Source organism: Streptomyces sp. NPDC006332 (genome assembly GCF_040612855.1).
Taxonomy (GTDB): domain Bacteria; phylum Actinomycetota; class Actinomycetes; order Streptomycetales; family Streptomycetaceae; genus Streptomyces.
This window is the reverse complement of sequence record NZ_JBEXRA010000065.1, coordinates 1-19,914: the sequence shown is the minus strand read 5'-3', so window position 1 is coordinate 19,914 and position 19,914 is coordinate 1. Positions and strand designations below refer to the sequence as shown.

Sequence of the window (19,914 nt, the reverse complement as noted above, 5' to 3'; positions counted from 1 at the left end):
TTCTCACACGGCCGGGACGCAGCGGCCGTCCTCCGTCCGGTACCGCCACTTCGCACCCTCGCGCACGAGCTCCCGCACCGCGGTGACGAAGCGCTCCACGTGCTCGTCCGGGGTGCCCGCGCCGAAGCTCACCCGGATGGCGTTCAACGACTTCTCGCCGGGCGCGGCCTCGGGGGCGCCGCACTCGCCCTGGGTCTGGGGGTCGCTGCCGAGCAGGGTGCGGACCAGCGGGTGGGCGCAGAAGAGGCCGTCGCGGACGCCGATGCCGTACTCGGCGGAGAGGGCGGCGGCGAAGTGGGAGCTGTTCCAGCCGTCGACGACGAAGGAGATCACGCCGACCCGGGGAGCGTCGTCCCCGAACAGGGACAGGATCCTAACCTCGGGCACCTCGGCGAGGCCGGTACGGACCTTCTCGATCAGGTGCCGCTCGCGCGCGACCAGGGAGTCGAAGCCGGCCTCGGTCAGCGCCTTGCAGGCGGCGGCGATGGAGTAGGCGCCGATGACGTTGGGCGAGCCGGCCTCGTGCCGGGCGGCGCTCTCGTGCCACTCCACGTCCACTCCCCCGTCCTCGCGCCGGGTGACCTTGCGGCTGGCCCCGCCGCCCGCGAGGTACGGGTCGGCCGCGATCAGCCAGTCGGACCGGCCGGCCAGGACACCGGAGCCGAAGGGGGCGTACAGCTTGTGCCCGGAGAAGGCGATCCAGTCGACGTCGAGGTCCTGCACCGAGACCGGGTGGTGCGGGGCCAGCTGGGCGGCGTCCAGGACGATCCGGGCGCCGTGGGCGTGCGCGGCGGCCGCCAGTTCCCGTACCGGCCACAGCTCCCCGGTGACGTTCGAGGCGCCGGTCACGCAGACCAGGGCCGGGCCGTACGGGTCCCGTCCGGCGAGGGCCCGCTCCAGGGTGGCCACCGCCTGCTCGGGGGTGCGCGGGGCGTCCAGGTAGCTGACCCGGGCGTCCTGCCAGGGCAGCAGCGAGGCGTGGTGCTCGGTCTCGAAGACGAAGACCTGACAGTCGGCCGGGAGCGCGGCGGCGAGGAGATTGAGGGAGTCGGTGGTGGACCGGGTGAAGACCAACTGGTCGTCGGCGCGGCAGTCCAGGAACTCGGCGACGGTCCGGCGTGCGTTCTCGAAGAGGTCCGTGGAGAGCTGGGACAGGTAGCCGGCGCCGCGGTGCACGCTGCCGTAGTAGGGCGCGTAGGCCGCCACGTCGTCCCAGACGCGCTGCAGGGCGGGCGCGCTGGCCGCGTAGTCGAGCGCCGCGTAGGTGACTTCGCCACCGGTGACGAGCGGGACGGTGACATCCCGTCCCAGAACGGGCAGAGGTGCACAAACGGACTGGGTGGCGACAGCGGTGGGGACAGACATGGCGAACTCCCGTGAGAGGCAGCTGGGATCACCACGCGAGCGGGTACGGCTCAAGCGTGGGTGAAGGTGGAAAAAGCGGGTGCGGAGGCGGGGCTCTGCGGCCCTATCGCATTCGCTTGCTCACGGAAGGCTCCTCGACGACCAGGACCCCTGGTGCGCTCACTCAGAAGAGTGCGAGGGGTCCGCGCTTGCCGTAGACCTCGCTGCCTACGGCCTGGTCTTCACCCGGGGCACCCCGCCACGGACGGAGGGTTGCCGGACAGTCGGCCGGGGCCTCATGACTGTCACTCATGACCTGGTCAAAAACGTACGCGACGTGATCGCGGTCCCGCAACCCGTGTCCGGATCGCGGGACATCGCCACGTCGTCAGGCGTTGCTGGCCGCCGCCCAGCGCTCCAGCGTCCGCTTGGCCGCGCCGGAGTCGATGGACTGTGCCGCCTTGTCCATGCCCACCCGGATCTGCTCCGTCAGCGGCGCCCCGGTCGGCTCCAGCGCCACCAGCGCCGCCGCCGAGTTCAGCAGGACCGCGTCCCGGACCGGACCCCGCTCGCCGTCCAGGAGACGGCGGGCGACCTCGGCGTTGTAGGCGGGGTCGGCGCCTCTCAGTGCTTGCACCGGCACCAGATCGAGGCCGACGTGCCGCGGGTCGAAGGGCTCCTCGGTGACCTTGCCGTCGCGCACGATCCACACCCGGGAGGTGGCCGTGGTGGTCAGCTCGTCGAGCCCGTCGTCGCCGCGGAACACCAGCGCGGACGAGCCGCGCTCGGCCAGGACGCCGGCGATGAGTCCCGCCATCCGGGTGTCGAAGCAGCCGATCGCCGAGGCGGTGACCTTGGCGGGGTTGGTCAGCGGACCGAGCAGGTTGAACGACGTCGGAATCCCCAGGTCGCGCCGGACCGCGCCGACGAACCGCATCGAGGGGTGGAACCTGGCCGCGAAGCAGAAGGTGATCCCCGCCTCGTCCACCACCCGCGCCACACCCTCGGGCGACAGGTCCAGGTTGATGCCGAGCTTCTCCAGCACGTCGGAGGACCCGCTCGCCGAGGACGACGCCCGGTTGCCGTGCTTGACCACCTTCGCCCCGGTGCCCGCGATCACGATGGCGGACATCGTCGAGATGTTGACCGTCTTGGCCCGGTCACCGCCGGTGCCCACGATGTCGACGGCGGGTCCGGGGATGTCCAGCGGCTGCGCGTGCGCGTACATCGCCTCGACGAGACCGGTGATCTCCTCGACGGTCTCGCCCTTGGCCCGCAGCGCCACCATGAAGCCCGCGATCTGCGCGTCGGTGGCCTCACCGCTCATGAACCGGTCCATGGCCCACGCCGTGTCACCGGCGCTCAGATCCCGGCCGCCGAGCAGCGCGCTCAACACCTCGGGCCAGGAACGGCCCGCCGCGGTGTCGCCTCCAGCGGGGGTCACAGCGCTCATAAGCCGCTCCTGGGTCTGTCCCGTACACGCCGGGACACGGTTCTTCTCGTCGGGTCCACCCTATCCAGCGCCGGGCACGGCGAAGGGCCCCCGTCCGAAGACCGGACGGGGGCCCTTGCCGTGGTGTGGCGACGCGGTGATCAGTGGTGGCCGTGGCCGCTGGTGATCTCCTTGTACTCCTCGACGCTCGGCTTGGGGATCTGCGCCTCCTCGCCGTAGTACGCCTCGCTGAGCTTGGCGCGGAGCTTCTCGGAGCCCTTCACCTTGCGCTCGACGCCGTTCTCGTCGACCGTCGGGCCGATCTCGGCCGGCTTGTACTGCTCGTGCGCGGTGAGCGTGTGCAGCTGCTCCTGGCTGAGCGGCTCGTGCACCTCGATGAACTCACCGTGCGGCAGGCGCTTGATGATGCCCGACTCGCGGCCGTGCAGCACCTTCTCCTTGTCGCGGCGCTGGAGACCGAGGCAGATCCGCTTGGTGATGACGAACGCGATGACCGGTCCGACGAAGAACGCGACCCGCACGAACCAGGTGATGGCGTTGATCGACAGGTGGAAGTGGGTGGCCCACAGGTCGTTTCCACCACCGATCAGCAGAACCATGTACCAGGTGATCCAGGCGACACCGAAGGCCGTACGCGTCGGGGCGTTGCGCGGGCGGTCCAGGATGTGGTGCTCGCGCTTGTCGCCGGTGACCCAGGACTCGATGAACGGGTAGACCGCGATCGCGACGAGCACCAGCGGGAAGATCACCAGCGGGATGAACACGCCCAGGACGAGCGTGTGACCCCAGAAGTTGATCTCCCAGCCCGGCATGACACGGATCAGACCCTCGGAGAAGCCCATGTACCAGTCGGGCTGGGCGCCGGTCGACACCTGGTCCGGACGGTAGGGGCCCATGGCCCAGATCGGGTTGATCGAGGCGAGTGCCGCGATGGCCGCGATGACGCCGAAGACCAGGAAGAAGAAGCCTCCGGCCTTGGCCATGTAGACCGGCAGCAGCGGCATGCCGACCACGTTGTTGTTGGTCTTTCCGGGGCCCGCGAACTGCGTGTGCTTGTGGTAGACGACCAGGATCAGGTGCGCCACCAGCAGGCCGAGCATGATGCCCGGCAGCAGCAGTACGTGGATCGAGTAGAAGCGGGCCACGAAGTCGCCGCCCGGGAACTCGCCGCCGAAGAGGAAGAACGACAGGTACGTGCCGACGATCGGCACGGACAGGATCGCACCCTCCATGAAGCGGACACCGGTGCCGGAGAGCAGGTCGTCCGGGAGCGAGTAGCCGGTGAAGCCGGTGAACATGCCCAGGACGAACAGCAGGAAGCCGAACAGCCAGTTGACCTCACGCGGCTTGCGGAACGCACCCGTGAAGAACACGCGCATCATGTGCACGAACATGCCGGCGAGGAAGATCAGCGCCGCCCAGTGGTGGATCTGCCGGATCAGCAGACCACCGCGCACATCGAAGGAGATGTGCATGGTCGAGTTGAACGCCTCGGACATCAGCTGTCCCTGCAGCGGGACGTAACTGCCGTGGTACTCCACCTCGTTCATCGACGGGTGGAAGAACAGCGTCAGGTACACACCCGTGAGGATGATGATGATGAAGCTGTAGAGGCAGACCTCACCCAACATGAACGACCAGTGGTCGGGGAAGATCTTGCGCATGTTGGACTTGGCCAGGGAGTAGATCCCCAGTCGGCCGTCGGCCCAGTCGGCGACCTTCTGGCCGGCCGGTGCCTTCGCGCGCGGGTCGCGCGTGTCGGTGGAGTTCGTAGTGCTCATCCGCGCTCCCAGAATGCAGGACCGACGGGCTCTTCGAAGTCGCCGAGCGCCTCGAGGTAGCCCTGGTCGTTCACGCCGATGCGCAGCTGCGGCAGGGCGTGACCGGCGGGGCCGAAGATCACCCTGGCGCCGTCGGCGAGGTCGAAGGTGGACTGGTGGCAGGGGCAGAGCACGTGGTGCGTCTGCTGCTCGTACAGGGAGATCGGGCAACCCACGTGGGTGCAGATCTTCGAGTACGCGACGATGCCCTCGTGCGACCACTCGAGCTCGCGCTTGTCCTTGATGTTGTCCGGCTGGATCCGGACGATCATCAGGGCCGCCTTGGCGATCTCGGTCTGGAACTCCTCGTCGTGCTCCTCCAGGCCCTCGGGCTTGGCGAAGGTCAGCGAACCGACCGCGACGTCGGAGGCCCGCAGCGGCTCGTTGGTGTTCATGTTGACGAGCAGCTTGCCCTTGGCCCACAGGGTGTGCCGGAGCTTGGTGCCGGGCAGCGGGCCGAGGTCGCGCAGGAGCATGACGCCCGAGAGCGGGAACAGGGCCAGCGCGCCGAACATGGTGTTGCGGATCAGCTTGCGGCGGCCGAGCGCGGACTCCTTGGCACCTTCCCGGAAGTCCGCGTGGACCTTCTCGCGTACCTCGGGCGACGCCTCGATCGGGTGACGCTCGTCGGCGACCTCCACGTCGGACATCAGGGTGCGGGCCCAGTGGACCGCGCCCGCGCCGATCGTGAACAGGGCCACGCCCAGCGTCAGGCCCAGCGCGAAGTTCAGCGCGTTGACGTGCCCGATCGGGAAGACGAAGATCGCCTTGTCGTGCGGGATCGTCACATACGAGGCGATGAAGCCGACGGTGGCCAGCATCGACACCGTGAACAGGAAGGCGACCACACGCTCGGACCGCTTGGCGGCCCGCTCGTCGATGTCCTGGACGCGGTGCTCGTGGGGCGGCAGGCCGGGGTCGGCGAACGGGTTCTTCTCGTCCGCGACGCCTACCGCGCCGTGCCCGTGCTCGCTGTGGCCGGCGGGCTGTTCGGCCGGCAGGTTCTCTTCTGGAATGTCTTGGCTACTCATGACTTCTTGGCCTTTGCGGTCCGAGCGGCGACCCAGACGGCGACCGCGATCAGCACGCCGAGGCCGAAGATCCAGGCGAACAGGCCTTCGCTGACCGGACCGAGTCCGCCCAGCTCGAGACCGCCGGGGCTTTCGGTGTCGTCACCGTTGACCGCGTCGAGGTACGCGATGATGTCCTTCTTATTCTGCGTCGACAGCGTGCTGTCCGGGAAGGAGGGCATGTTCTGCGGGCCGGTCTGCATGGCCTCGAAGATGTGCTTCGGGGAGACACCCTCGAGGTCCGGTGCGAACTTGCCGTGCGTGAGCGCGCCGCCCTTGCCGGTGAAGTTGTGGCACTGCGCGCAGTTGGTGCGGAACAGCTCACCGCCCTTGGCGATGTCGGCGCCCTGCGGGCCGTACTGCGCGTCGGTCGGGACGGACGGGCCGGCACCCAGGGAAGAGATGTACGCGGCGAGCTGGTCGATCTCGGCCTGCGTGTAGATGTTCTTCTTCTTAGGGATCTGCGCGCCTGGCTGCTGGGCCGGCATACGACCGGTTCCCACCTGGAAGTCGACGGCCGCGGCGCCGACGCCCACGAGGCTCGGACCGTCACTGCTGCCCTGACCGCCGGTCCCGTGGCAGCTGGCGCAGCCGACGGCGTAGAGCTTCTTGCCCTCGGTGATGGCAAGCGACTGGGCGGTTTCGTCGGCCGCAGCCTTGTCCGTGGGTGCGAACAGGACGTACAGCCCCCCGGTGCATGCCAGCGCGAGGAGTAGTACGACGACCGCCGCCAGCGGATGGCGTCGTCGTGCGGAGAGCTTTTTCACGGATTACCCCGGTGTCAGGATCTTCTGCGTCGATGCTTCTGGAATTGCGGGAGCGGTCCCGGCTACTTGATCAGGTAGATCGTGGCGAAAAGGCCGATCCAGACGACATCGACGAAGTGCCAGTAGTAGGACACGACGATCGCGGCGGTCGCCTGCTCGTGCGTGAACCTCTTCGCCGCGTAGGTGCGGCCGAGGACGAACAGGAAGGCGATGAGGCCGCCCGTCACGTGCAGGCCGTGGAAGCCGGTGGTCAGGTAGAACACCGAGCCGTACGGGTCGGAGGACAGGGAGATCCCGTCCTTCTTCACCAGCTCGGTGTACTCGTAGATCTGACCGCCGATGAAGATCGCGCCCATGATGAAGGTGACGATGAACCAGCCACGGAGCTTCTTCACGTCACCGCGCTCGGCGGCGAACACGCCGAGCTGGCAGGTGAGCGAGGAGAGCACCAGGATCGTGGTGTTCGTCGCCGAGAAGGGCACGTTGAGAGCGTGCGCCTGCTCCTTCCAGTGATCAGGACCCGTCACCGATCGCAGGGTGAAGTACATCGCGAAGAGGGCCGCGAAGAACATCAGCTCGGAACTCAGCCAGATGATGGTTCCGACGCTGGTGAGGTTCGGTCGGTTGACCGACGGGTGCGCGTGCCCGGTGTCTACTGTCGTTGCTGTCGCCACGCCCGACATTATGTCGGTCGCTTATCCCGCCCTCACTCCCGGGGGTGCCGTTCGGAGTGTTCGCAGCTCGTGCGGTGCCCTGATGGACCATGGGAGCGGTGTGACGCCAGGTGTTGACGACGTGCTCGAAGGAGTAGCATCCGCGGCATCGGGCTGAGCCCGTCCTGGGTCCGTACGACGCCGAAGTCACGGAGGAACCATGCAGCCGACCGCCACGGTGCTGGTCTACAGCGACGACTCCAACACCCGCGAGCAGGTGCGGCTGGCCACTGGGCGCAGGCCCGCGCCGGATGTGCCCGTGGTGGAGTTCGTGGAGTGCGCGACGCCGGCGGCCGTGCTCAAGGAGTTGGACAGGGGCGGCGTCGATGTCTGCGTCCTGGACGGCGAGGCGGTGCCGATGGGCGGCATGGGGGTGTGCCGGCAGATCAAGGACGAGGTCTTCAACTGCCCGCCGGTGCTGCTGCTGATCGGCCGGCCCCAGGACGCCTGGCTGGCCACCTGGAGCCGTGCGGAGGCCGCTGTGACGCTGCCGGTGGATCCGGTGGAGTTCGCGGCGGCGCTGGCCGGGCTGCTGCGGGAGAAGAAGGCTCTGAGCGCCTGAGAGCGCCCCTGCCGGCTCGGGCGCTGAGGGCGCCCCTGCCTGCCTGTTCGGGCGACTGAGGGCGCCCCCGTCCGTGGGCTCGCTGCCGCCGGGCCCCCGTCCGTGGGCTCGCTGCCGCCGGGCTCCTGCAGCTCGCTGCCGTCGAGGTGGCGCTAGACGCTCTGCGGCCTCAGCCTCGCCGCTTCCTGCGTGTCCGAGCCCTGCGAGTCGCCGGCCACCAGGGCGCTGCCGCCGCGCCACTTGTCCCAGTCGAGGTTCCACTCGCCGAAGCCGTTGCCGAAGGTCTCCATGATGTTGCCGTCGGAGTTGATGACCTTCACCACGTCGCCCTCACGGACGGTGTCGAAGAACCACTGGGCGTTGCCGGTGCTCATGCCGGTGCAGCCGTGGCTGACGTTGGCGTAGCCCTGGGAGCCGACCGACCAGGGGGCGGCGTGCACGTACTCGCCGCTCCAGGTGACCCGGGTCGCGTAGTAGACGGGCAGGTCGTAGGAGTCCGAGGAGCCCTCGGAGATACCGACGGTGGCACTGCGCATACGTACGAAGTACTCCTTGCCCAGTACGACCTTGACGCCGTTGCGGGTCTCGAAGCCGGGCTTGCCCGTGGTGACCGGGATCTTCTTGATGACCTCGTTGTTCTTGTAGACGGTCATCTGGTGTGTGGCGGCGTCCGTCACCGCGATGACGCTGTCGCCGGTGGTCAGCTTCAGCGGTTTGGCCTGGCCTCCCCACAGCCGGTCGCTGATCTTGATGCCGTCCAGGTTGCTGCGGACCTGGAGGACGGCGTGGGCGGGCCAGTACTCCTTGGGCCGGTAGTGGAGTTCCTTGTCGTCCACCCAGTGCCAGGCGCCCTGCACCGCGGGCGTGGAGTCCACCTTGAGGGCCCGTTCGATGACGGCCCGCTGTGCCTTGTCCTTGACCGGCTTGCTCAGCTTGGCGGTGATGGGCTGGCCGACGCCGTACTCGCCCGCCTTCGGCCCGAACGTCACGTTCAGGCGCTTCTGGGTGACGGGTTTGCCGGTGGTGAAGGTGAAGGTCTTGCGACCGGGCGCCCCGTCCTCGTCCTCGGTGCTCACCCGGATCTTGTAGTGGGCGTTCGCGGCCAGCGGAGAGGTGCTGTGCCAGCGGGTGCCGTCGGCGGAGAGTTCGCCCGCCACATAGCGTCCCGTGGCGTCCAGGGCCGTCACGTCCGTGATCCGGCCGTCGTCCTCGGCGGTGACCTCCAGGGGCTTGTCGGGGTCGGCCTTCTTGTCGTCCCCGGGGCCGTTGAAGGCGATCTGGTCCGCCGCGTCATAGGGCTCGGCGGACAGTGAGTCGTTGTCGCTGCTGCAGGCGGCGACACCGGAACCGAGGGCGGCCAGCAGCACTATGCAGCTGACGACCGTCCGTGCTCCCGCGCCGCGAAAGGGCTCTGGATGGCTCATGGCCTCAAGCTAGGAAGCTTTGTCAAGCATGGCGCGCTGGGTAACTCGAACGAGGTACCGAGCGTGCGGCAAAAGCAGGAGCCCGGACGCTCCTCACGGAGTGTCCGGGCTCCACGGAGCTCGCGTTGTGCTACTGGGTGCGGTTCTCACCGCGGTAGTACTCGAAGACCCAGCCCCAGAGGCCGATCAGGATCAGCGGTGCCGAGAAGTACAGCAGCCACCAGCCGATCGCCACACCGAGGAAGGCCATCGCGCCGCCGGTGGCGAGGGCGAGCGGCTGCCAGCTGTGCGGGCTGAAGAACCCGACCTCACCGGCGTCGTCCGCGACGTCGGCTTCCTTGTTGTCCTGCGCGCCGGCGTCCACCCGCTTGGCCGTGAAGCCCAGGTAGAAGCCGATCATGACGGACAGACCGAAGGCCAGGAAGAGGGCCGTCGTGCCGGCCGGCTCCTTCGACCACACGCCATAGACGATCGCCATGACGAGGATGAAGACGCTCAGCCAGATGAACATCCTGCCCTGGATCTTCACTTGCCGGCCTCCTTGCCGCCGTTGCCGGCCAGAGCGTTGTCACCGTGACCGGCGTTCTCCAGCTGGTCGAGCGCGGCGATCTCCGGGTGGTGCAGGTCGAACGCCGGGGATTCGCTGCGGATCCGCGGCAGGGTGAGGAAGTTGTGCCGGGGCGGCGGGCAGGAGGTCGCCCACTCCAGCGAACGGCCGTAGCCCCACGGGTCGTCGACGCCGACCGGCTTGCCGTACTTGGCCGTCTTCCACACGTTGTAGAGGAACGGCAGGATCGACAGGCCGAGCAGGAACGAGCTGATCGTCGAGATCGTGTTCAGGGCCGTGAAGCCGTCGGCCGCGAGGTAGTCCGCGTAACGACGCGGCATGCCCTCGGCGCCCAGCCAGTGCTGGACCAGGAAGGTGCCGTGGAAGCCGATGAACAGCGTCCAGAACGTGATCTTGCCGAGGCGCTCGTCCAGCATCTTGCCGGTCATCTTCGGCCACCAGAAGTGGAAGCCGGAGAACATCGCGAAGACCACGGTGCCGAAGACGACGTAGTGGAAGTGCGCCACCACGAAGTACGAGTCCGACACGTGGAAGTCCATCGGCGGCGAGGCCAGGATGACACCGGTCAGACCACCGAAGGTGAAGGTGATCAGGAAGCCGGTGGCCCAGAGCATCGGGGTCTCGAAACTCAGTGACCCCTTCCACATCGTTCCGATCCAGTTGAAGAACTTCACGCCGGTCGGTACGGCGATGAGGAACGTCATGAAGGAGAAGAACGGCAGCAGCACGCCTCCGGTGACGTACATGTGGTGGGCCCACACCGTCACGGACAGGCCGGCGATGGAGATGGTCGCCGCGACCAGGCCCATGTAGCCGAACATCGGCTTGCGGGAGAAGACCGGGATGACCTCGGAGATGATGCCGAAGAACGGCAGCGCGATGATGTACACCTCTGGATGGCCGAAGAACCAGAAGAGGTGTTGCCACAGCAGGGCGCCGCCGTTGGCCGAGTCGAAGACGTGAGCGCCGAACTTCCGATCCGCCTCCAGCGCGAACAGCGCGGCGGCGAGCACGGGGAAGGCGAGCAGGACCAGGACCGCGGTCAGCAGCACGTTCCACACGAAGATCGGCATGCGGAACATCGTCATGCCGGGGGCGCGCATGCAGATGATGGTGGTGATGAAGTTGACCGCGCCGAGGATGGTGCCGAAGCCGGAGAAGGCCAGACCCATGATCCACAGGTCGGCGCCGATGCCCGGCGAGCGAACCGCGTCCGAGAGCGGGCTGTAGGCGAACCAGCCGAAGTCGGCCGCGCCCTGCGGGGTGAGGAAGCCACCGACGGCGATCGTCGAGCCGAACAGGTACAGCCAGTAGGCGAACATGTTCAGCCGCGGGAACGCCACGTCGGGCGCGCCGATCTGCAGCGGCATGATCCAGTTCGTGAAACCGGCGAACAGGGGCGTCGCGAACATCAGCAGCATGATCGTGCCGTGCATCGTGAACGCCTGGTTGAACTGCTCGTTCGACATGATCTGCAGGCCGGGACGGGCCAGCTCGGCGCGCATGAACAGCGCCATCACGCCACCGATGCAGAAGAACGCGAACGACGTGACCAGGTACAGCGTCCCGATCGTCTTGTGGTCAGTGGTCGTCAGCCACTTGATGACCACGCTGCCGCGGTTCTGGCGCCTGACCGGCAGCTCGTCCTCGTAGTGGGACCCTGCTGCCGCGGCACCCTGAGGTTCGTTGAGGATGCTCACAGGTTGTTCGTCTCCCGGTTCTTCTCATGGGCCGTCTGCTCGATGCCCGCGGGAACGTAACCGGTCTGCCCCTTCTTGGCGAGGTCCTTGAGGTGCTGCTCGTAACGCTCGGGGGAGACGACCTTCACGTTGAACAGCATCCGGGAGTGGTCGACGCCGCAGAGCTCGGCGCACTTGCCCATGAAGGTGCCCTCCCGGTTGGGAGTCACCTGGAAGGCGTTGGTGTGGCCCGGAATGACGTCCTGCTTCATCAGGAACGGCACCACCCAGAAGGAGTGGATGACGTCACGCGAGGTGAGGACGAAGCGGACCGTCTTGCCCTTGGGGAGCCACAGAGTGGGGCCGGGGTTCCCGTTCTGCGGGTTCCTGGTGGCGGGCGTACCGACGTCGTAGACACCGCCGGCGTTCGCCGGGAAGGCGTCCTTGAACCTCTGCGGAATCGCGTCCAGGTTCTTGTCGGTCTTCGCGTCACCGGTGGAACCGGCGACGGGCTCGATGTAGTTGAAGCCCCAGTTCCACTGGAAGCCGACGACGTTGATCGTGACGTCGGGCTTCTCCTTCAGACTGAGGAGCTTCGACTCGTCACGGGCCGTGAAGTAGAAGAGGACCGAGACGATGATGAGCGGAACCACCGTGTACAGCGCCTCGATGGGCATGTTGTACCGGGTCTGTGGAGGGACCTCGACCTTGGTGCGGCTGCGCCGGTGGAAGATCGCACTCCACAGGATCAGGCCCCACACCAGCACGCCCACGGCGAGCGCGGCAGCCCAGGATCCCTGCCACAGGGAGAGGATCCGCGGAGCCTCTTCCGTGGTCGGGGTGGGCATACCAAGGCGGGGGAAGTCCTCGTATGTGCAACCGGTTGCGGTAGCCAGGACCAGGCCCGCGGTCAGTGCCTGCAGCAGCTTCCGCCGCATCGGGCGCCGCGGCGAGCGGTCGGAGCCGTTGGGACTCACGTAGCGCCTTCCCGAGAGTCTCGCCCGCGCGGTCGGCTGCGGCCTTCTCGCTGGTCGGTCGCCGCCCTGCGTCGGGCAGGGGTTTGGATGTTTATGCGGACCAAACCCTAGCCGACGCCCTTCGGGGGTTCGCGGGGAGGGTGCCATACGCGCGGCGGGTCGCTCGGAAGGGACGGGACGGGCGTCTGATACCTCGGCGATGCGGCTTGTGGGGCGGGTGCGGGTGGTTTGTGGTTCGCCGCGCAGTTCCCCGCGCCCCTCGGGGGGACGTCACACTGACCGGCGGCTTAGCGTTGCCGTGTGGCCTACTTCGATGCTGCTTCAGGTGCTCCCCTCCATCCCGTCGCCCGGCAGGCGCTGCTGGCCTGCCTGGATGAGGGGTGGGCGGATCCCGCACGTCTGTACCGGGAGGGACGACGGGCCCGGATGCTGTTGGACGCGGCGCGGGAGACCGCCGCCGAGGCCGTGGGCTGCCGTGCGGACGAACTCACGTTCACCTCCTCCGGATCCGGCGCGGTGCACACCGGGATCTCCGGTGTCCTGGCCGGCCGTCGTCGCGTCGGACGCCACCTGATCGTGTCGGCGGTCGAACACTCCTCGGTACTTCATTCGGCGGAGGTGTTCGAGGCGGCCGGCGGGTCGGTGACCGGGGTGCCGGTGCTGCGGACCGGGGCGGTGAGCGTGGAGTCGTACGCGGACGCCCTGCGCCCGGACACCGCGCTGGCCTGTCTGCAGTCGGCCAACCACGAGGTGGGGACACTGCAGCCGGTGTCGGACGTCGCCGAGGTGTGCCGGGCGGCCGGGGTGCCGTTGTTGGTGGACGCGGCGCAGTCGCTGGGCTGGGGCCCGGTGCGGGGGGACTGGTCCCTGTTGGCAGCGAGCGCCCACAAGTGGGGCGGGCCCTCGGGGGTCGGGCTGCTGGCCGTGCGCAAGGGGGTGCGGTTCGCTCCGCAAGGGCCCGTGGACGAGCGGGAGTCGGGGCGGGCGACCGGGTTCGAGAACATTCCGGCGATCGTGGCGGCGGCGGCCTCACTGCGGGCGGTGCGGGCCGAGGCGGCCGAGGAGTCGCTGCGACTGCGGGAGCTGACGGAGCTGATCCGGTCCCGGGTGCCGCGGCTGGTGCCCGATGTGGAGGTGGTCGGCGATCCGGAGCGTCGGCTGCCCGGGATCGTCACCTTCTCCTGTCTCTATGTCGATGGGGAGACACTGTTGCACGAGCTGGACCGCGCCGGTTTCTCGGTCTCGTCCGGATCGTCCTGCACGAGCAGCACGCTGACGCCCAGCCATGTGCTGAAGGCGATGGGCGTGCTGAGTGAGGGAAACGTGCGGGTGTCGTTGCCGGCCGGGACGACGGCCCAGGACGTCGAGCGGTTCCTGGAGGTGCTCCCGGAGGCGGTGGCCGGCGTGCGGGAGAAGCTGGGGGCGCCGGTGGCGACTACGGCCGCGACGCGGGGGGACAGCCTGGTGGTGGACGCCCTCGGCAGGCGGTGCCCGATCCCGGTGATCGAGCTGGCGAAGGTCATCGGGGACGTGCCGGTGGGCGGCACGGTCCGGGTCCTCTCGGACGACGAGGCGGCCCGGCTGGACATCCCGGCCTGGTGCGAGATGCGGGGCCAGGAGTACGTGGGTGAGGAGCCGGCGGATCGAGGCACGGCCTACCTGATCCGCCGGACGACCTGACTCACCAGGGGCGCGGGGGACGGCGCGACCGGCCCCCGCACACCCGCACCGGAACTCAGACGAGATGCGCCCGGACCTCCGTCGCGGCCTCGTCGCCGTACGCCTTGGTGAAGCGGTCCATGAAGTGGGCGCGCTGCAGCTGGTACTCCTGGGTGCCGACCGTCTCGATGACGAGGGTGGCGAGCATGCAGCCGACCTGGGCGGCGCGCTCCAGTCCGACGCCCCAGGCGAGACCGGAGAGGAAGCCGGCGCGGAAGGCGTCGCCGACGCCGGTGGGGTCGGCCTTGCGCTCCTCCTCCGCGCAGCCCACCTCGATCGGGTCCGCGCCGACGCTCTCGATGCGCACGCCCCGCGCGCCGAGGGTGGTGACGCGGTGGCCGACCTTGGCGAGGATCTCGGCGTCGCTCCAGCCGGTCTTGGACTCGATGAGGCCCTTCTCGTACTCGTTGGAGAAGAGGTACGTGGCGCCCTCCAGCAGTATCCGGATCTCGTCGCCGTTCATCCGGGCGATCTGCTGGGAGAAGTCGGCGGCGAAGGGGATCGAGCGGGAGCGGCACTCCTCGGTGTGGCGGAGCATCGCCTCCGGGTCGTCGGCGCCGATCAGAACCAGGTCGAGACCGCCGACGCGGTCGGCGACGGTCTTCAGCTCGATCTGGCGGGCCTCGCTCATGGCACCGGTGTAGAAGGAGCCGATCTGGTTGTGGTCGGCGTCGGTGGTGCAGACGAAGCGGGCGGTGTGCAGCGTCTCGGAGATGCGTACCGAGTCGGTGTCGACGCCGTGCCTCTCCAGCCAGGCGCGGTACTCGTCGAAGTCGAATCCCGCGGCGCCGGCCAGGATCGGCCGGGTGCCGAGCTGGCCCATGCCGAAGGCGATGTTCGCGCCCACGCCGCCTCGCCGGACGTCGAGGTTGTCGACCAGGAAGGAGAGCGAGACCGTGTGCAGTTGGTCCGCGACGAACTGGTCGGCGAAGCGGCCGGGGAAGGTCATGAGGTGGTCGGTGGCGATGGAGCCGGTGACTGCGATGCGCACGGTGTTGACTCTCCTGTGGAATAAGCAGGGGCGCGCGATAGCGCTCATGGGAGGGTGGTTGCGGGCGTCGTAAGGGCGGATCGACAGTTCACGCTACCGGGTCGGCGGCAGCTCTGGAGCAGCCGAAACTACCCGATAGTAGATCTTTCTTCGCATCCTTGAGCGTGCCTACGGTGCCGCTATGACGAACCTTGAGCTCTACGCTCCCGCTCCGGCCCATCTGGAACGCGATCGGGACGGCGACCTGGAGGCCAACTTGGCGTCGCTGCGCGGTGACTGCGCCCGGATGGTCCCGCACTGGTCGGTACCCGACCGGATCGCTTCCCGGCCGGTCTCCCCGTCACTCATCCATGGCGTGACCGTCCCGTCGAGGTCGGCCCGGCTGCTGGACGCGATGTCGGAGTACGGCGACTGAGAGGCGCTTTTCAGGGGAACCGCGCGCTCCCCCGCTGCGTCCCATCGCTGTCCCCCGTAAAGGGGATGCGGGATACGACCCGGTGTCCGACCTTTTTGACAGGGTCGGGTCAGGGTCCTGGGACAGAAGCGCGGCCGAAGGAGCGATGCGGTGAACACCGAGCGACCCGACAACGACGACGCCGACGGCTCCGTGGAGGAGCGGGGCGCCGGTGGCTCCACCGAGGAGCGGGGCGCCACGGAGGCGAAGGGGGCGGGGGGTTCTGGTGCCACGGGGGCGGGGGCTTCTGGTGCCGGGGAGTCCGCTGGTGCCGGGGGGACTCCTGACGCCGAGGTTTCCGGTGACGCCGAGGCTTCCGGTGCCGCGGAGGCTGGCGGTGGCGCGGAGGCTCCTGGTGGCGGGGAGGCGCCCGATGACGCGGGCAGCGGGACGGATGCCCCCGACTCGGCCGAGGGCGCTGCGGAGGAGGCCGACCCGGGCGAGGCAGACACGAGCGTGTCCGGTGCGGGCAAGGCACGCACGGACGAGGCCGGTCAGGACGACGCGACCGCGGACGAGGCCGCAAAGGACAACGCGACCGCGGACGAGGCCACTCGCAGCCACGCCGGTTCGGGTGACGCCGGTTCGGGTGCCCCCCGTTCCGGTGACGCCGGTTCCGGCGAGGTGGGCGTCGAGGGGGTCGCCGTCGCGCCCGCGCCATCTCCCGCGCCCGCGCCCGCGCCATCTCCCGCGCCCGCGCCCGCGCCCGATGGATCGTCCGGCTCGGTTCCGGACGGGGAGATCCCCCGGGATCATGACGTCGAGGAGAGCGGTGGCGGCCGCTCGGGTCGGCACCGGTCGCCCGCCGTCGTGGTGTCCGTCGCCGCCGCCGTGCTGCTGGTCGGGGGCGGTGGGGCGTACTTCGCCACGACCGCGGCCGACGGATCCGCGAGCCCGGGCGGGCGTACGGCCGGGGCGTCCGGTGACGGCACTCCCCCGCCGCTCGCCCTGGACGGCTACTCCGCCGGCGGAGCTACGAACGGCATCGCGCCCGGCGAGCCCAACCCCTACGGCGTCACCTACCGCGCCGACGGCACGCTCCCCGACGGCCCCGGCTCGGCGCCCGTGTACCGGACGCAGGGTCAGGTGACCGAGGGCGAGGTGGCCGAGCTGGCCCGGGCCCTCGGCGTGGACGGGGCGCCCGTGGCCGCCGGGCAGGCCTGGACGGTCGGGGCGAAGGACAGCATGGGGCCGAGCCTCCAGGTGAACCGGCAGGCACCGGGCACCTGGACCTTCCACCGCTACTCCCCCGGCACGGACAACTGCCAGAGCGCGACCACGTGCGCCAAGCCCCCCGTCGGCTCGGGCGGCGACCCGGTGAGCGAGGCGGTCGCGAAGAAGGCGGCCGCGCCGGTCCTGAAGGCGGTGGGTCAGGACGACGCGAAGCTGGACGCGAGCCGGACCCTGGGCGCCCAGCGGATCGTGAACGCCGAACCGGTGATCCGCGACCTGCCCACGTACGGCTGGACGACTGGGGTGACCGTCGACGCGCGAGGCCAGGTGCTGAGCGGCAACGGGCAGCTGAAGGCACCGGTGAAGGGTGACACGTACCCCGTGCTGAGCGCGAAGGAGACGCTGGCGCTGCTGAACGCGGCGCCCGGGAGCGGCCACCGCATGGGCATCGGCGGCTGCGCCGTTCCGGTGCCGCAGAAGGACCGGCTGGAAGCGCCCTGCAGCTCGTCCACCGCCACCCCGGCGAAAGAGACCCTCACCGTCGACAAGGCCGTGTTCGGTCTGGCCCCGCACACCGTGGCCGGGCGGCAGACGCTGGTGCCGTCCTGGCTCTTCGACGTGCGGGCGGCCGGCGAGCGTGACGACTTCACGGTGGCCTACCCGGCGGTCGACCCGAAGTACGTGGCCTCGCCCACACCGTCGGCCCAGCCGAGCGGGCCGTCCGGACCCGGCGACCAGCCGACCGCCGCGCCTGAACCGCGGAACGTCAAGGTGGACGGCTACACGGCCGAGGGGCGGGAGCTGAGCGTGAGTTTCACGGGCGGTGTGTGCGCCGACTACAAGGTGACCGCGAAGGAGAGCGACGACCAGGTGACCGTGAAGGTGACCGAGACCCGCTGGAAGGACAAGGTCTGCATCATGATCGCCAAGGAGTTCCAGAAGACCGTGCCGTTGGACGAGCCGCTGGGCGGCCGGACGGTCGTGGGCTCGGACGGCAAGGGGATTCCGCTGCAGAAGGCGGGGGCACGACTGCCCCAGGCGCCCCAGGGGCGCTGACCCCCAAGACGTCCGGGACGGGACACGACGCGACGACCCCGTCCCGGACACGCGTGAAGGCGGCGGCCCCGTCGGAGGGGGCCGCCGCCTTCACGCTGTTCACTTGCCTGGCGGGGTCTAGTTGAAGGAGTCGCCGCAGGCGCAGGAGCCGGTCGCGTTCGGGTTGTCGATCGTGAAGCCCTGCTTCTCGATGGTGTCGACGAAGTCGATGGACGCGCCGCCCAGGTACGGGGCGCTCATGCGGTCGGTGACGACCTTGACGCCGTCGAAGTCCTTGACCACGTCGCCGTCGAGGGAACGCTCGTCGAAGAAGAGCTGGTACCGCAGGCCGGAGCAGCCGCCGGGCTGAACGGCGACGCGCAGCGCCAGATCGTCACGGCCTTCCTGGTCGAGCAGGGCCTTGACCTTCGCCGCGGCGGCGTCGGACAGGATGATGCCGTCGGTGACGGTGCTGGTCTCGTCCGATACGGACATCTACATCTCTCCCGGGTTGTACGGAGACTGCCTTGCCGACGGTTGCAACCGACGGGGCCGCGGATTCATTCCGGGCCGAGGACTCGTGTTTCCACTTCTTTCCTTTTCCTGTCATTCATGCTCGCACACCCACGCTGAACCGAACAGCGGCCTCCGTCCCCCAGCATCGGGATTCACGTCACATCGACGTTATGACCGTCGTCAAAGTGACGTGAAGCGTTTATGATAGATAACGTCAATTCGACGAAAAGTAGAGAAAAGTAGAGGGTTCGTGTCGTGACCACCGTCCAGACCCCGGAGCTCGACGTACAGCCGACTCCTCTTGCCCTGCTGCTCCTCGGCCGTGAGGCCGACCCGAAGAGCGAGCGGGGCGTCGAGTGTCCCGGCGACCTGCCCTCGCCGTCCGACCCGGACCTGGTCGAGCGCGCTCGCGCCGCCAAGGCGAAGCTCGGCGACAAGGTGTTCGTCCTCGGCCACCACTACCAGCGCGACGAGGTCATCCAGTTCGCCGATGTCACGGGCGACTCCTTCAAGCTGGCCCGGGACGCCGCCGCGCGCCCGGAGGCCGAGTACATCGTGTTCTGCGGTGTGCACTTCATGGCGGAGTCCGCGGACATCCTGACGAGCGACGACCAGAAGGTCGTACTGCCGGATCTCGCCGCCGGGTGCTCGATGGCCGACATGGCCACCGCCGAGCAGGTCGCCGAGTGCTGGGACGTGCTGACCGAGGCCGGCATAGCCGAGCAGGTCGTGCCCGTCTCGTACATGAACTCCTCCGCGGACATCAAGGCGTTCACCGGCAGGCACGGCGGCACGATCTGCACGTCCTCGAACGCCCAGCGGGCCCTTGAGTGGGCCTTCGAGCAGGGGTCGAAGGTGCTGTTCCTGCCCGACCAGCACCTCGGCCGCAACACCGCCGTGCGGGACATGGGCATGTCCCTGGAGGACTGCGTCCTCTACAACCCGCACAAGCCGAACGGCGGGCTGACCACCGAGCAGCTGCGCGACGCGAAGATGATCCTCTGGCGGGGCCACTGCTCGGTGCACGGGCGTTTCAGCCTGGAGTCGGTCGAGGACGTGCGCGCCCGGATCCCCGGTGTGAACGTGCTCGTGCACCCCGAGTGCCGGCACGAGGTCGTGGCCGCCGCGGACTACGTCGGCTCGACCGAGTACATCATCAAGGCCCTGGAGGCGGCGCCGGCCGGCTCCAAGTGGGCCATCGGCACGGAGCTGAATCTGGTACGCCGGCTGGCGAACCGTTTCGCGCCCGAGGGCAAGGAGATCGTGTTCCTCGACAAGACGGTCTGCTTCTGCTCGACGATGAACCGCATCGACCTCCCCCACCTGGTGTGGACCCTGGAGTCCCTCGCCGAGGGCAACCTGGTCAACCGGATCGAGGTCGACCAGGAGACCGAGGCGTTCGCGAAGCTGGCGCTGGAGCGGATGCTGGCGCTGCCGTAGCCACACCGCACGCCCACGGTCGGCGACATGCCGACGGCCGGGCACCGAACCGTCGGGGTTCGGTCGGCGGGCAGGACGGAACACTTGCCGACCAGACTTCCCGGCGCACCTTGACATCATATTCGGCACCCGGATGTCGACGACGCAGACGTCGTCCCGCGGGTCGTCCCGGAGCAGGGCGGCGAGCAGCGGTCCCAGGGAGTCCAGCC

The 19,914-nt window shown here is 68.9% G+C and carries 17 protein-coding genes and 1 riboswitch; of the genes, 5 read left to right on the top strand and 12 right to left on the bottom strand.

Translation table 11 applies throughout. The features are described from left to right. Positions 1-3 precede the first annotated feature (3 nt). The 6 genes from ABZ027_RS37355 to ABZ027_RS37330 form a co-directional block, all read right to left on the bottom strand. Positions 4-1,365 (bottom strand): aminotransferase class V-fold PLP-dependent enzyme, encoded by a 1,362-nt coding sequence (locus ABZ027_RS37355; RefSeq protein WP_356776439.1) that lies wholly within the window; start codon positions 1,363-1,365, stop codon positions 4-6. Positions 1,366-1,544: 179 nt separating this feature from the next. After that, positions 1,545-1,661: riboswitch (SAM riboswitch) on the bottom strand. Between the two features lie 71 nt (positions 1,662-1,732). Beyond that, positions 1,733-2,797: an anthranilate phosphoribosyltransferase gene (trpD, locus tag ABZ027_RS37350; protein ID WP_356776437.1), complete on the bottom strand. Its 1,065-nt coding sequence runs from the start codon at positions 2,795-2,797 to the stop codon at positions 1,733-1,735. Between the two features lie 140 nt (positions 2,798-2,937). Next, complete coding sequence (locus ABZ027_RS37345; protein WP_356776435.1) at positions 2,938-4,578, bottom strand: cytochrome bc complex cytochrome b subunit; 1,641 nt, start codon at positions 4,576-4,578, stop codon at positions 2,938-2,940. Further along, the gene (locus tag ABZ027_RS37340) at positions 4,575-5,648 is read right to left on the bottom strand and encodes a Rieske 2Fe-2S domain-containing protein (RefSeq protein WP_356776433.1); all 1,074 of its coding nucleotides are present in this window, start codon (positions 5,646-5,648) and stop codon (positions 4,575-4,577) included. Before ABZ027_RS37340 ends, ABZ027_RS37345 begins: the two co-directional genes overlap by 4 nt. Continuing rightward, the gene (locus ABZ027_RS37335) at positions 5,645-6,454 is read right to left on the bottom strand and encodes a c-type cytochrome (protein ID WP_356776431.1); all 810 of its coding nucleotides are present in this window, start codon (positions 6,452-6,454) and stop codon (positions 5,645-5,647) included. Before ABZ027_RS37335 ends, ABZ027_RS37340 begins: the two co-directional genes overlap by 4 nt. A 62-nt stretch (positions 6,455-6,516) precedes the next feature. Next, positions 6,517-7,137 (bottom strand): heme-copper oxidase subunit III, encoded by a 621-nt coding sequence (locus ABZ027_RS37330; protein ID WP_356776429.1) that lies wholly within the window; start codon positions 7,135-7,137, stop codon positions 6,517-6,519. 190 nt (positions 7,138-7,327) lie between these two features. On the opposite strand from ABZ027_RS37330, the gene ABZ027_RS37325 reads away from it, so the two are divergent. Next, positions 7,328-7,729, top strand: a complete 402-nt coding sequence (locus ABZ027_RS37325) for a hypothetical protein (protein WP_356776427.1) — start codon at positions 7,328-7,330, stop codon at positions 7,727-7,729. A 152-nt stretch (positions 7,730-7,881) separates the two neighbouring features. Here ABZ027_RS37325 and ABZ027_RS37320 read toward each other — a convergent pair whose 3' ends face one another. The 4 genes from ABZ027_RS37320 to coxB form a co-directional block, all read right to left on the bottom strand. Further along, positions 7,882-9,153, bottom strand: coding sequence for an Ig-like domain-containing protein (locus ABZ027_RS37320; RefSeq protein ID WP_356776425.1), 1,272 nt, complete (start codon positions 9,151-9,153; stop codon positions 7,882-7,884). Positions 9,154-9,283: 130 nt separating this feature from the next. Beyond that, positions 9,284-9,682 carry a cytochrome c oxidase subunit 4 gene (locus tag ABZ027_RS37315; protein WP_356776423.1) on the bottom strand — a complete coding sequence of 133 codons (399 nt, stop codon included), beginning with the start codon at positions 9,680-9,682 and terminating at the stop codon, positions 9,284-9,286. Next, on the bottom strand, positions 9,679-11,421 hold the full coding sequence (gene ctaD, locus ABZ027_RS37310) for a cytochrome c oxidase subunit I (protein WP_356776421.1): 1,743 nt from the start codon (positions 11,419-11,421) through the stop codon (positions 9,679-9,681). Before ctaD ends, ABZ027_RS37315 begins: the two co-directional genes overlap by 4 nt. Then, positions 11,418-12,377: a cytochrome c oxidase subunit II gene (gene coxB / locus ABZ027_RS37305; RefSeq protein WP_356776417.1), complete on the bottom strand. Its 960-nt coding sequence runs from the start codon at positions 12,375-12,377 to the stop codon at positions 11,418-11,420. The genes ctaD and coxB overlap by 4 nt, the downstream gene beginning before the upstream one ends. Before the next feature lie 300 nt (positions 12,378-12,677). Between coxB and ABZ027_RS37300 the strand changes: the two genes are divergently transcribed. Beyond that, positions 12,678-14,057 (top strand): aminotransferase class V-fold PLP-dependent enzyme, encoded by a 1,380-nt coding sequence (locus tag ABZ027_RS37300; protein WP_356776415.1) that lies wholly within the window; start codon positions 12,678-12,680, stop codon positions 14,055-14,057. A gap of 55 nt (positions 14,058-14,112) precedes the next feature. Here ABZ027_RS37300 and ABZ027_RS37295 read toward each other — a convergent pair whose 3' ends face one another. After that, on the bottom strand, positions 14,113-15,087 hold the full coding sequence (locus tag ABZ027_RS37295; protein ID WP_356776413.1) for a carbohydrate kinase family protein: 975 nt from the start codon (positions 15,085-15,087) through the stop codon (positions 14,113-14,115). A 181-nt stretch (positions 15,088-15,268) separates the two neighbouring features. Between ABZ027_RS37295 and ABZ027_RS37290 the strand changes: the two genes are divergently transcribed. Both ABZ027_RS37290 and ABZ027_RS37285 read left to right on the top strand, forming a co-directional pair. After that, positions 15,269-15,502 (top strand): hypothetical protein, encoded by a 234-nt coding sequence (locus ABZ027_RS37290; protein ID WP_356776411.1) that lies wholly within the window; start codon positions 15,269-15,271, stop codon positions 15,500-15,502. 780 nt (positions 15,503-16,282) lie between these two features. Then, a complete protein-coding gene (locus ABZ027_RS37285) occupies positions 16,283-17,770 on the top strand; it encodes a hypothetical protein (RefSeq protein ID WP_356776483.1) in 1,488 nt (495 codons plus the stop codon). 117 nt (positions 17,771-17,887) lie between these two features. Here the strand turns inward: ABZ027_RS37285 and ABZ027_RS37280 are convergent, their stop codons facing one another. Further along, positions 17,888-18,244 (bottom strand): iron-sulfur cluster assembly accessory protein, encoded by a 357-nt coding sequence (locus ABZ027_RS37280; protein WP_190147980.1) that lies wholly within the window; start codon positions 18,242-18,244, stop codon positions 17,888-17,890. 276 nt (positions 18,245-18,520) lie between these two features. Between ABZ027_RS37280 and nadA the strand changes: the two genes are divergently transcribed. After that, the gene (gene nadA, locus ABZ027_RS37275; RefSeq protein ID WP_356776409.1) at positions 18,521-19,705 is read left to right on the top strand and encodes a quinolinate synthase NadA; all 1,185 of its coding nucleotides are present in this window, start codon (positions 18,521-18,523) and stop codon (positions 19,703-19,705) included. The last annotated feature ends 209 nt before the right edge of the window (positions 19,706-19,914 follow it).

Excerpts from the sequence above, each read along its gene's own strand:
- ABZ027_RS37355 (WP_356776439.1), bottom strand. The coding sequence starts at position 1,365 with ATGTCTGTCCCCACCGCTGTCGCCACCCAGTCCGTTTGTGCACCTCTG.
- ABZ027_RS37330 (WP_356776429.1), bottom strand. The coding sequence starts at position 7,137 with ATGTCGGGCGTGGCGACAGCAACGACAGTAGACACCGGGCACGCGCAC.
- ABZ027_RS37320 (WP_356776425.1), bottom strand. The coding sequence starts at position 9,153 with ATGAGCCATCCAGAGCCCTTTCGCGGCGCGGGAGCACGGACGGTCGTC.
- ABZ027_RS37345 (WP_356776435.1), bottom strand. The coding sequence starts at position 4,578 with ATGAGCACTACGAACTCCACCGACACGCGCGACCCGCGCGCGAAGGCA.
- ABZ027_RS37325 (WP_356776427.1), top strand. The coding sequence starts at position 7,328 with ATGCAGCCGACCGCCACGGTGCTGGTCTACAGCGACGACTCCAACACC.
- ABZ027_RS37280 (WP_190147980.1), bottom strand. The coding sequence starts at position 18,244 with ATGTCCGTATCGGACGAGACCAGCACCGTCACCGACGGCATCATCCTG.
- trpD (WP_356776437.1), bottom strand. The coding sequence starts at position 2,797 with ATGAGCGCTGTGACCCCCGCTGGAGGCGACACCGCGGCGGGCCGTTCC.
- ABZ027_RS37290 (WP_356776411.1), top strand. The coding sequence starts at position 15,269 with ATGACGAACCTTGAGCTCTACGCTCCCGCTCCGGCCCATCTGGAACGC.
- ABZ027_RS37340 (WP_356776433.1), bottom strand. The coding sequence starts at position 5,648 with ATGAGTAGCCAAGACATTCCAGAAGAGAACCTGCCGGCCGAACAGCCC.